We start from the raw sequence: 11,518 nt of genomic DNA, 5'->3' as shown, positions 1-11,518 counted from the left end.
CGGGCGGCGGAGATGATGATGCTCGGCGAACGCGTCCCCGCGGCCAGAGCGCTCGACTGGGGGATGATCCACAAGGTAGTGGCCGACGACGCGCTCGATGCGGAAGCGCTGGCGCTCGCCGAGCGGCTGGCCGCCGGCCCGACCGTCGCGCTCGGCCTGATGCGCCGCCAGCTCCACGATGCGCTGGAGGGCGATTACGCCGCGGCGATGCAGCGCGAGGCCGACAATCAGCGCGCCGCGCGCGCCACCCACGATTCGATGGAGGGCGGCATGGCCTTCCTCCAGAAGCGCAAGCCCGCGTTCAAGGGCGCCTGAGACGGAAGGAGCGCCCTTTCGGGGCCGGACACGCTCATGACCACCAACCCGACCCGCGACGACTGGAAGGCGCTCGCCGACAAGGAAGTGAAGGGCAAGGACCTCACCTGGCACACGCCGGAGGGGATCCAGGTCAAGCCGCTCTATCCGGCCGAGGACGTCGCTGGCGTCGATCCCGGCCTGCCCGGCTTCGCGCCCTTCACGCGCGGCGTGCGCGCGTCGATGTACGCCGGGCGGCCCTGGACGATCCGGCAATATGCCGGCTTTTCGACCGCCGAGGAATCGAACGCTTTCTACCGCCGCAACCTCGCCGCGGGGCAGAAGGGCCTGTCGGTCGCGTTCGATCTCGCCACGCATCGCGGCTATGACAGCGACCATCCGCGCGTGGTCGGCGATGTCGGCAAGGCGGGAGTCGCGATCGACACGATCGACGACATGAAGATCCTGTTCGACGGCATCCCGCTCGGCGAGATGTCGGTCAGCATGACGATGAACGGCGCGGTGATCCCGATCCTCGCTTTCTTCATCGTCGCGGGCGAGGAACAGGGCGTGTCGCAGGCGCAGCTTGACGGCACCATCCAGAACGACATCCTCAAGGAGTTCATGGTCCGCAACACCTACATCTATCCGCCGGCGCCGAGCATGCGGATCATCGCGGACATCATCGCCTACACCTCGGCGCACATGCCGAAGTTCAACTCGATCTCGATCTCCGGCTATCACATGCAGGAAGCTGGCGCGACGCAGGTCCAGGAACTCGCCTTCACGATCGCCGACGGCCGCGAATATGCGAAAGCGGCGATGGCGGCGGGGCTCGACATCGACAAGTTCGCCGGGCGGCTGAGCTTTTTCTTCGCGATCGGGATGAACTTCTTCATGGAAGTCGCCAAGCTGCGCGCCGCGCGCAAGCTGTGGCACCGCGTGATGACCGACCTCGGCGCCAGGGACGAGCGCTCCAAGATGCTCCGCACGCATTGCCAGACCTCGGGTGTGTCGCTGCAGGAGCAGGATCCCTATAACAACGTCATCCGCACCACGGTCGAGGCGATGGCGGCGGCATTGGGGGGCACGCAGAGCCTCCACACCAATGCGCTCGACGAGGCGATCGCGCTGCCGACCGACTTCTCCGCCCGCATCGCGCGCAACACCCAGATCGTGCTGCAGGAAGAGACCGGGATCACCCATGTCGTCGATCCGCTCGGCGGCTCCTATTATGTCGAGGCGCTGACCCAGGAACTCCACGACCGCGCCTGGGAGATCATCGAGCGCGTCGAGGGCGAAGGCGGCATGGCCAATGCCGTCGCCGCCGGCTGGCCCAAGGCGATGATCGAGCAAGCCTCGGCGGCGCGCCAGGCGCGGGTCGATCGCGGTGAGGACGTGATCGTCGGGGTCAATAAATACCGGCTTGCCGAGGAAGACGATCTCGACATCCTCGACGTCGACAACCACGCGGTGCGCGACGCGCAGATCGCGCGGATCAAGCGGGTCAAGGCGGGCCGCGACGAGGCGAAGTGCCGGGCCGCGCTCGATGCGCTGCGGGAGGGCGCGAAGGGCGACGGCAATCTGCTCGGCCTCGCGGTCGAGTGCGCTCGCCAGCGTGCGACCCTGGGCGAGATCTCCTCGGCGATGGAGGATGTGTTCGGCCGCTACGGCACCAAGCCGACCCCGGTGTCGGGCATCTATGGCGGCGCCTATGACCAGGACGCGCGCTGGGACAATCTGCTCGCGGGCGTCGCCGCGACCGAGCGCCGGCTCGGCCGCAAGCCCCGCATGCTGGTCGCCAAGATGGGGCAGGACGGGCACGACCGCGGCGCCAATCTGGTCAGCTCGATGTTCGGCGATCTCGGTTTCGAGGTGGTGCCGGGGCCTCTCTTCCAGACGCCGAAGGAAGCCGCGATGCTGGCGCTCGACAGCGACGTCGACGTGGTCGGCGCCTCGAGCCTCGCCGCCGGACACAAGACCCTGATCCCCGAACTGATCGGTCACCTGCGCGACGCCGGGCGCGCCGACATCAAGGTGATCGCCGGCGGGGTGATCCCGGCGCAGGATTACGACTTCCTGCGTGAGGCCGGGGTCCAGGCGATCTTCGGTCCCGGCACCAATTTGATCAAGGCGGCGGAGGACGTCCTCCGCCTGCTCGGCCACAACATGCCCCCGGAACAAGAGGCTGCAGAATGAACGAGGCGACCACAGAATCCCCCTCCCGCTTGCGGGAGGGGTCAGGGGAGGGCGTGTCTTCCTCCACCAAACAGGCCCTCCCCCAGCCCCTCCCGCAAGCGGGAGGGGAGAAGAGGTGGACCCGTGAGGAGATCGCAGCCCTTTTCAATCTTCCCTTCACCGAGCTCGTGTTCCGCGCGGCAGAGGTGCATCGCGCGCATCACGCGGCGAACGAGGTGCAGCTGTCGACGCTCCTCTCGATCAAGACCGGCGGCTGTCCGGAAGATTGCGGTTATTGCTCGCAATCGTCGAGCCACGAGACGGGCCTGAAGGCGACCAAGCTGATGGATGTCCGCGCGGTGCTGCAGGCGGCGGCGCAGGCCAAGGACAATGGCTCGTCGCGCTTCTGCATGGGCGCGGCGTGGCGCAATCCCAAGGATCGCGACATCCCCGCGCTGGTCCAGATGGTGAAGGGCGTGCGCGACATGGGGATGGAAACCTGCATGACGCTCGGCATGCTGACGCCGGACCAGGCGAAGGTGCTGGGCGAGGCGGGGCTCGATTATTACAACCACAATATCGATACCTCGCCGGAGAATTACGCCAACGTCATCTCGACGCGCAGCTTCGAGGAGCGGATCGAGACGCTGGAGAACGTGCGGAGCGCCGGGATCAACGTGTGCTGCGGCGGCATCATCGGCATGGGCGAGACCCGCGCCGACCGCGTCGGCTTCATCCATGCGCTCGCCAGCCTGCCGGTCCATCCCGAGAGCGTGCCGATCAACGCTTTGGTGCCGGTCAAGGGCACGGTGCTCGGCGACATGCTGGCCGACACGCCGCTGGCCAAGATCGACGATATCGAATTCGTCCGCACCGTCGCGGTCGCGCGGATCACCATGCCGGGCAGCATGGTGCGGCTGTCGGCGGGCCGCGAGAGCATGTCGGAAGCGGCGCAGGCCTTGTGCTTCCTGGCCGGCGCCAATTCGATCTTCACCGGCGAGAAATTGCTGACCACCGGCAATGCCGGCGAGGACAAGGACGCGGCGTTGTTCGCGAAGCTCGGCCTGGCGCCGATGGCCGCCGAGCAACGCAGCGTGATGGAAGCAGCGGAGTGATCTGGCGCGGATTCGTCATTGCTGGAATTGCGTTCGCTGGCTTCACGATCGGCGGGTGCGCGCAACCGTCGGCGGCGTCCGCTATCGCCCCACTTTCGGCAACGGACCGCGCGGGGAACGTAACGAAGATCGTGCGACTGACGGTCCAGCAATGTTTCGATCGGGCGTCCGACTTCGGTGGATTCGAGGATGGCCTCAAGGCGAGCGGCTGGCCTTTTACCCGCACCCAGCGAGCGGATCCGGCGAATTCCCTCTCGCTCGATACTTGGGATGTCACCAATCTTACGGTGATACGCGGCCAGACCCTTAAAGATAAGGTTTGGATCTGTTCCGTAATGGTGAAGGCGCCGCTCGCGCCGTCGTTGGCGAGCATCCGATCTGCGCTGTCTAAAGAAGCAGGCGTTGAGCCTGGCCCTGATGGCGAATGGTGGTGGAATAGAGCACCCACGCGCAAATTGCATATGATCGCGGGCGGCGACGGTGATCGTGGCGAAAACCTCTTCATCCACATCGAAACTTATCGCCTGCCCTGGTGGCAGGGCATTCTGGGGTAGCCAATGTTCAAGAAAATCCTGGTCGCCAATCGCGGCGAGATCGCCTGCCGCGTGTTCCGCACCGCGAAGAAGATGGGAATCGCGACGGTCGCTGTTTACTCCGATGCCGACGCGCGCAGCCCGCACGTGCTGATGGCCGACGAAGCGGTGCGGCTGGGGCCGGCGCCGGCGGCGGAAAGCTATCTCAAGGCCGAGTTGATCCTCGACGCGGCCAGGGCGACCGGCGCCGACTGCATCCATCCCGGCTACGGTTTCCTGTCGGAGCGCGAGAGCTTCGCGCGCGCCTGCGCCGAGGCCGGCATCGCCTTCGTCGGCCCGCCGCCCAAGGCGATCGCGGCGATGGGCGACAAGATCGAATCGAAGAAGCTCGCCAAGGCGGCGGGCGTCAACGTCGTTCCCGGTTTTCTCGGCGAGATCGCCGACACCGACGAGGCGGTGAAGATCGCCTCCGACATCGGCTATCCGGTGATGATGAAGGCATCGGCCGGCGGCGGCGGCAAGGGCATGCGGCTCGCCTGGAGCGAGCAGGACGTACGCGAGGGCTTCGAGGCCACCAAGCGCGAGGGCCTCGCCTCGTTCGGCGACGATCGCGTGTTCATCGAAAAGTTCATCGAGAGTCCGCGCCATATCGAGATCCAGGTGCTGGGCGACCAGCACGGCAACATCGTCTATCTCAACGAGCGCGAATGCTCGGTGCAGCGTCGTCACCAGAAGGTGGTCGAGGAAGCGCCGTCGCCCTTCGTCTCGCCCGGGATGCGCCGCAAGATGGGCGAGCAGGCGGTCGCGCTGGCGCGTGCGGTCGGTTATTATTCGGCCGGCACCGTCGAGCTGATCGTGTCGGGCGCCGACACCACCGGCGACAGCTTCTACTTCCTTGAGATGAACACCCGGCTCCAGGTCGAGCATCCGGTGACCGAGGAAATCACCGGGCTCGATCTAGTCGAGCAGATGATCCGCGTCGCGGCGGGCGAGCGGCTGTCGTTCGGTCAGGAGGACGTCAAGATCAACGGCTGGTCGGTCGAGAACCGCGTCTATGCCGAGGATCCCTATCGCGGTTTCCTGCCCTCGATCGGCCGGCTGGTGCGGTACGACCCGCCGGCAGAGTTCCCCTCCCGCTTGCGGGAGGGGTCAGGGGAGGGCGTGTCGCCAAACGATGCGCTCGCCTCGACAAGCCCTCCCCCGACCCCTCCCATAAATGGGAGGGGAGAAGAAGGCCGTACCCGCGTCGATGACGGCGTCGCGGAGGGCGGCGAGGTCAGCATGTTCTACGACCCGATGATCGCCAAATTGATCACCTGGGCGCCGACCCGCGAAGAAGCGATCGACCGCCAGATCGCCGCGCTCGACGCGTTCGAGATCGAGGGGCCGGGCAACAATCTCGATTTCCTCTCGGCGCTGATGCAGCATCCGCGCTTCCGCGAGGGCGCGCTGACCACCGGCTTCATCGCCGAGGAATATCCCGAAGGATTCACCGGCGCGCCGGCCTCGGCCGAGCTGATCAAGGCGCTCGCCGCGGTGGCGGCGTTCGCGGCGACGGCGGAAGCCGATCGCGCGCGGCGGATCGACGGCCAGCTCGGCCGGCGCCTGCAACCGCCATCGGACTGGGTGGTCCGGATCGACGGGCGAGATCACGCGGTCGGCGTCTCGACCGACGGCGTCACCGTCGACGGCGCCGACCTCGATCTCGCGCTGGAATATACGCCGGGCGACCGTTTCGTGACCGCCGAACTCGCCGAGCAGGATCTGATCGTGAAGATCGCCCGCACGCGCAGCGGTTTCCGCCTGACCACACGCGGGGCAAGCCATATGGTGCGCGTCCTGCCGGCGCATGTCGCGCTCTATGCCGAACATCTGATCGAGAAGATTCCGCCCGACCTCTCCAAATTCCTGATCGCGCCGATGCCCGGCCTGCTCGTCCGGCTCGACGTCAAGGAAGGTGACAGCGTCCAGCCCGGCCAGCCGCTCGCGGTGGTCGAAGCGATGAAGATGGAAAACATCCTGCGCGCCGAGAAGGCGGCGACGGTCAAGGCGGTGGAAGCGAAGGCCGGTGACAGCCTGGCGGTCGATCAGGTGATCCTGGAGCTCGAATAAGTCAGAGCGTGTAGCCGTCGCGCGCCATCGCCGGTGCGACCACATCGAGGATCGGCGCGAGCGCATCGGCGTAATGGCGCCAACGACCGATCGATCGGTCGTGGACCGGTTGGCGAACCTGGGCCTGGCTGGGCGTAGCCGAAAGCCGCCGGCTCTCGTGAAAACGGAGCTGCGCCGACTCGAGATCGAGACCGAGATAGTTCATCAGCCGCGCGGCCTGGCCTTCGGGATCGGCGACGAGATCCTCGTAACGGAGCGCATAAGCATCCGCGCCGATCGCCGCCCAATCCTCGAGCAGTGCCGATGTCGTCGCCAAGTGATGCGCGGTATCGCCGAGCGCGAAGCCGCAATTGAATCCATGCGTCAGGCCGTGTCCCATCGCCGAAACCAGAATGTCGAGCGGGTGGCGTCGCATGACCAGCATCGGCGCTTCCGGAAAGGCGAGCCGCAGTAGCGGCAGATAAATCTCGTTGAGCGGCATTTTGTCGGTGAAGAAGGCAGCTCCGGATTCGAGCAATCCGAAGGCCTCGGCGCGCGCCAAATAGAAATCCCGAAACACGGTGACCAGGTGCCGCCGATCGGCAGCGACCAGGCTCGCCAGTCCGTCGGGAAACTTCCCGGTCACTCGCGCGGTGAATTCGACCAACTCGCCGGTGAACGGCAATTCGTCACCCGCACGAATTCGCGAGTGATTGGTCAGGACCTGCTCGGTCAGCGTGGTGCCCGACCGTGGGAAGCCGAGAATGAAAAGGGGTTGAGGGACGTCGCGCCGGATCCCGGCACGGGGCAATGCCGCGAACCGCTTGGCCGAAAAGAACCCTCGCAGCCTTGCGGCATGAGCATCCACGCCATCGCGATCATATCCCAACCCGGTTTCTGCGGCGAGTTGCGCCTTGCCCTGGACGAAGTCGGTCCAGGCACCGGGATAGTCACCGGCGCGGTCCTTGAGGCGCCCGCGCAACAATAGCGACACACCCGGGAGGTCGGTTTTGTCACGAAGCGCGTCCAGGGCGTCCCGCCAGTCGCTACTTTGCTCGATCATGAAGGCGCGGTGCAGCGTCAGGTCCTGGCCGAGCGGACGAGCAATCTCTTCGGCGCGGCTGAGCGCGGCGCGCGCTTCCTCATGATGGCCGAGCAATTCGAGCGCGCGCGCCTGATGCGCGACCGGCAACAGCGAGCCGGGCTCGAGTGCCGCCGCTTCGGCCAATAACGGTTCGCCTTCGGCCACCTCCCCGAGCTGCACCAGATTCTGTCCAAGCTGCGACAGCAAGGCGGGGTGGCGTCGCCCGAGTTGGATCGCACGACGCAAATGCCAATTCGCGCCCGGCAATTGCCCCAGTTCCGACAGCCGCATCCCGAACATGCCATGCGCGTCGGCGTTGTCGGCATGTTCGATTAGCGCCTCCCGCATCGCCGCATCGGCTTCCTCGGGTCGCCCCATTCGCAGCAGCAATTGGGCGAGTTGCTCGAACGGCAGATAGAGGTCGGGCGCGGCGCCGATGGCATGCCGAAGTGTCTGTTCGGCGCCCGCAGCGTCGCCATGGGCCAGTTGTTCGTTTACCTTGTGCGTGATGGCATCGGCGAGGTCAGGCGGCAGTGTCGTCATCGCCCGACGATGGGCGACGATGGAAAGCGAGGCAAGCGCGCGAGGCCATTTCGCGCGGGCTCTTCCCCTGATCGATCGCGAACGCCAGCCGTTCGAGCTGGATTGCCGGAGGCGCGAAAGATGAACCGAACCGGCCGGATCGCGACAAAATGCGACATATTGGGGATGGACCTCTGTCCTACCGCGCGTCATGTTTTGGGAATGAAACGGTCGCGTATCGCCTTGATGCTCACCGTCGTGCTGCCGCTCCAGGCATGCATGGTGGGGCCGAACTACAAACCGCCGGCGAGCGCGTCGCTAGGGGTACCCCAAGCTTATTCGGGGCCGGCGACACCTGGTGCGCTGCCCGATATCTCGACCTGGTGGACGGGGTTCAACGATCCCGAGCTGACCAGCATCGTCGACCGCGCGCGCAAGGGCAATCTCGATATCGCGCAAGCGGTGGCGCGGCTGAAACAGGCGCGCGAGAGCCTGGTCCAGTCGCGCGCAGCGCTTCTGCCGACGGTTTCCGGCTCGGCCGGCTATAACCGCAACCTGCTCGATTCGGCCGGGCCGCGCGACAATTTCTCGATCGGCGCCGATGCCAGCTACCAGGCCGACCTGTTCGGCGGTACGCGCCGCTCGATCGAGGCGGCGAGGGCGAATGAGCAAGCGAGCGGCTACGATCTCGCCAACGTCCAGATCTCGATCGCTGCGGAGGCGGCACGCAATTACATCCTGGCGCGCCAGTATCAGGCCGCGCTCAAGATCGCGCGCGACAGCCTGGCGATCCAGAACGACAATCTCGAGATCGCCGGGTTCCGCGTCCAGGCCGGCCTGGTGTCGAGCCTCGATCAGGAACAGGCGCGCGCGCAGACCGCGCAGACCGCGGCGCAGATCCCGACGATCGAGCAGAATTACGCCGCCGCGGTCAACCGGATCGGCGTGCTGACCGGCCAAGCGCCGGGCGCGCTCAAGGCCGAACTGGAAGCCGCGCAGCCGATCCCCACCAGCCCGCCCGATGTCCCCGCCGGCATCCCCGCCGACGTGCTGCGCCAGCGCCCGGACGTGCGGGCCGCCGAACGCAGTCTCGCCGCGGCGACGGCGCAGATCGGGGTCGAGAAGGCGGCGCTCTACCCGGCGCTCAACATCACCGGCAACATCGGCACTTCGGCTTCGGCGCTCGGCAATATCGCCAACGTCATCACCGGCGGCCTGTTCGCCGGGCTGACCCAATTGATCTTCGACGGCGGCAAGACGCGCAGCCGAGTGCGGTCGCAGGAAGCGGCGGCGGAGGGCGCGCTCGCCCTCTACAAGTCGACCGTGCTGACCAGCTTGGAGGATGTCGAGAACGCGCTCCAGGCGCTGCAGGCGGCGAAGCAGCGGCAGCGCGAGTTCGCGGTCGCGCTCGACGCGTCAAACGCCGCGGCGATCCTGGCGCGCAGCCAGTATCGCGCGGGGCTGACCGACATCACCACGCTCAACAACAGCGAGGCGGCGTTGCTGTCCGCGCAGAACGGGATCAACAGCGCGCGCGGCGACCAGGCCCAGGCGATGGTCGCGCTCTACCTCGCGCTCGGCGGCGGATGGGATCCCGCGCAGCCGCCCACGGTACCGCAGGGGTAAGACGATGGCGACGAACCAGGCCGAACTCGACCAATTCCTCGGCGGGCGCCCGCCCTCCAAATTCCGGCGCTACGCGATCTGGGCCGGCATCGCGATCGGCGCGGTGCTGGTCATCTTCCTGTTGATGCGGCTGTTCGGCGGCGCCGAGAAATCGGGCTATGCGACCGAACAGGTGCAAAAGGGCAACCTCACCGTCACCGTGTCGGCGACCGGCAAGCTCGCGCCGACCAACCAGGTCGATGTCGGGTCCGAATTGTCGGGTCTGGTGACCAAGGTGGTGGTCGACGTCAACGACCGCGTGGTCAAGGGCCAACCGCTGGCCATCATCGATCCGAGCCGTTTTCAGGACACGGTCAATCAATCCAAGGCCGCGCTAGACGCGGCCATCGCGACGGTCGGGCAGAACAAGGCGACGCTCGCCCAGTCGAACGCGACCTTGGCGCGCTATCAGCAGGTCAGCAAATTGTCGGGCGGACGGGTCCCGGCCAAGACCGAGATGGATCAGGCAATCGCCGATCGCGACCGCGCGATCGCGAATGTGAAGGCGGCGCAGGCCAATGTCGTCGCGGCGCAAGCGACATTGTCGTCGAACCAGACTCAGCTGACCAAGACGATCATTCGCTCGCCAGTCAACGGCGTCGTACTCGCGCGCCAGATCGAGCCGGGTGCGACCGTCGCCGCGAGTTTCAACACGCCGACCCTGTTCGTCATCGCCGAGGATCTCAGCGCGATGAAGCTCGAGGTCGCGATCGACGAAGCGGACGTGGGTAGCGTCAAGGAGGGGCAGCGCGCGACCTTCACGGTCGACGCTTTCCCCGGCAAGACCTTCCCGGCGACGATCACCCGGGTCGACGTAGGCTCCAATCTGTCGGCGCAATCGACAACCTCGAGCACGTCGAGCAGTAGCGGCACGACCGGCCAGGTCGTCTCCTATGCCGCCGAATTGTCGGTGCAAAATGCCGATTTCCAGTTGCGCCCCGGCATGACCGCGACCGCCGACATCGTGACGATGGAAAAAAAGGACGTCCTGCTCGTCCCTAATGCCGCGCTCCGCTTCAAGCCGCAGGCCGAGGCGGCGCCGACGGCCCAGGCGTCGGGCGGGATCGCCGGCGCGCTGACCCCGCGGATGCGGCGCCGCGGCGGCAATGCGGGCGGCGCCAATCCGCTCGAACGCGGGTCGAAGCAGTCCGTCTATGTCAAGCAGGCCGATGGCAGCCTGAAGGAGATTTCCGTCACCACTGGCGAGAGCGACGGTACGATGACCGAGATCACTGGCGGCGATCTGCAGCCGGGCATGCAGGTCGTGACTGGCCAGCTCGCGGGATCGGGCAGCAAGTCCGGCTCGGGCCGGCGTCGGTCGGGCGGCGGCGGGGCCGGCGGCGGCGGAAATGGCGGCGGTGGCGGCGGGCAGCGCGGTGGCCAGTGACGCGGCGGCAAAGGCCGGCGACCCGCTGATCCGGCTGCGCGGGGTCACCAAGACCTATGGCACCGGCGCGACCGCGTTCCAGGCGCTAAAGGGCGTCGACCTCGACATCGCGACCGGCGATTTCGTCGCGGTGATGGGGCCGTCGGGCTCGGGCAAGTCGACCACGATGAACATCCTCGGCTGCCTCGACGTGCCGACCGACGGCGAATTCGTGTTCAAGGGCCATCATATCGAGAGCCTCGACCGCGATCAGCGCGCGCTGCTCCGGCGCAAATATCTCGGTTTCGTGTTCCAGGGCTTCAACCTGCTCGCCCGCACCTCGGCGCTGGAGAATGTCGAACTGCCGTTGCTGTATCGCGGCGACCCCAAGGCGGAGCGGCGAGAGGCGGCGCTCGACGCGCTCGACAAGGTCGGGCTGAAGGAATGGTGGGATCACACCCCCGCCGAATTGTCCGGCGGCCAGCAGCAGCGCGTCGCGATCGCCCGCGCGATCGTCACCCAGCCGGCGGTGCTGCTGGCCGACGAGCCGACCGGCAATCTCGCCAGCGAGCGCTCGGTCGAGATCATGGAATTGCTGACCGATCTCAACAGGAATGCCGGCATCACCGTGCTGATGGTCACCCACGAACCCGACATGGCCGCTTTCGCC

At 66.7% G+C, this 11,518-nt stretch carries 9 protein-coding genes; 8 read left to right on the top strand and 1 reads right to left on the bottom strand.

Going from position 1 to position 11,518, the window contains the following annotated elements:
- The 5 genes from ACTHJR_RS14515 to ACTHJR_RS14495 form a co-directional block, all read left to right on the top strand.
- Positions 1-315 (top strand): enoyl-CoA hydratase-related protein (locus ACTHJR_RS14515; protein ID WP_440523951.1); only part of this gene is annotated, 315 nt, incomplete at its 5' end.
- Positions 316-351: 36 nt separating this feature from the next.
- On the top strand, positions 352-2,493 hold the full coding sequence (gene scpA, locus ACTHJR_RS14510; RefSeq protein WP_440523950.1) for a methylmalonyl-CoA mutase: 2,142 nt from the start codon (positions 352-354) through the stop codon (positions 2,491-2,493).
- Between the two features lie 167 nt (positions 2,494-2,660).
- Positions 2,661-3,587 (top strand): biotin synthase BioB, encoded by a 927-nt coding sequence (bioB, locus tag ACTHJR_RS14505; protein WP_440523949.1) that lies wholly within the window; start codon positions 2,661-2,663, stop codon positions 3,585-3,587.
- The gene (locus ACTHJR_RS14500; RefSeq protein ID WP_440523948.1) at positions 3,584-4,141 is read left to right on the top strand and encodes a hypothetical protein; all 558 of its coding nucleotides are present in this window, start codon (positions 3,584-3,586) and stop codon (positions 4,139-4,141) included. Before bioB ends, ACTHJR_RS14500 begins: the two co-directional genes overlap by 4 nt.
- Before the next feature lie 3 nt (positions 4,142-4,144).
- Positions 4,145-6,232 (top strand): ATP-binding protein, encoded by a 2,088-nt coding sequence (locus ACTHJR_RS14495; protein WP_440523947.1) that lies wholly within the window; start codon positions 4,145-4,147, stop codon positions 6,230-6,232.
- A 1-nt stretch (position 6,233) separates the two neighbouring features.
- Here the strand turns inward: ACTHJR_RS14495 and ACTHJR_RS14490 are convergent, their stop codons facing one another.
- The gene (locus ACTHJR_RS14490; protein WP_440523946.1) at positions 6,234-7,838 is read right to left on the bottom strand and encodes a sulfotransferase; all 1,605 of its coding nucleotides are present in this window, start codon (positions 7,836-7,838) and stop codon (positions 6,234-6,236) included.
- A gap of 201 nt (positions 7,839-8,039) precedes the next feature.
- Here ACTHJR_RS14490 and ACTHJR_RS14485 point away from each other — a divergent pair, with 201 nt between their 5' ends.
- The 3 genes from ACTHJR_RS14485 to ACTHJR_RS14475 form a co-directional block, all read left to right on the top strand.
- Entirely contained in the window at positions 8,040-9,443 is a 1,404-nt protein-coding gene (locus ACTHJR_RS14485) for an efflux transporter outer membrane subunit (protein ID WP_440523945.1), read from the top strand.
- A 4-nt stretch (positions 9,444-9,447) separates the two neighbouring features.
- Entirely contained in the window at positions 9,448-10,869 is a 1,422-nt protein-coding gene (locus tag ACTHJR_RS14480; protein ID WP_440523944.1) for an efflux RND transporter periplasmic adaptor subunit, read from the top strand.
- Positions 10,832-11,518 (top strand): ABC transporter ATP-binding protein (locus ACTHJR_RS14475; protein WP_440523943.1); only part of this gene is annotated, 687 nt, incomplete at its 3' end. The genes ACTHJR_RS14480 and ACTHJR_RS14475, both read left to right, overlap by 38 nt.

The organism is Sphingomonas sp. (assembly GCF_051962185.1).
Classification (GTDB): Bacteria; Pseudomonadota; Alphaproteobacteria; order Sphingomonadales; family Sphingomonadaceae; genus Sphingomonas.
Note: the sequence above shows the minus strand (reverse complement) of the source record. Positions and strands in the feature narration are given on the sequence as shown.

Coding starts and splice junctions, on each gene's coding strand:
- ACTHJR_RS14495 (WP_440523947.1), top strand. CDS start 4,145: ATGTTCAAGAAAATCCTGGTCGCCAATCGCGGCGAGATCGCCTGCCGC.
- scpA (WP_440523950.1), top strand. CDS start 352: ATGACCACCAACCCGACCCGCGACGACTGGAAGGCGCTCGCCGACAAG.
- ACTHJR_RS14485 (WP_440523945.1), top strand. CDS start 8,040: ATGAAACGGTCGCGTATCGCCTTGATGCTCACCGTCGTGCTGCCGCTC.
- ACTHJR_RS14480 (WP_440523944.1), top strand. CDS start 9,448: ATGGCGACGAACCAGGCCGAACTCGACCAATTCCTCGGCGGGCGCCCG.
- ACTHJR_RS14490 (WP_440523946.1), bottom strand. CDS start 7,838: ATGACGACACTGCCGCCTGACCTCGCCGATGCCATCACGCACAAGGTA.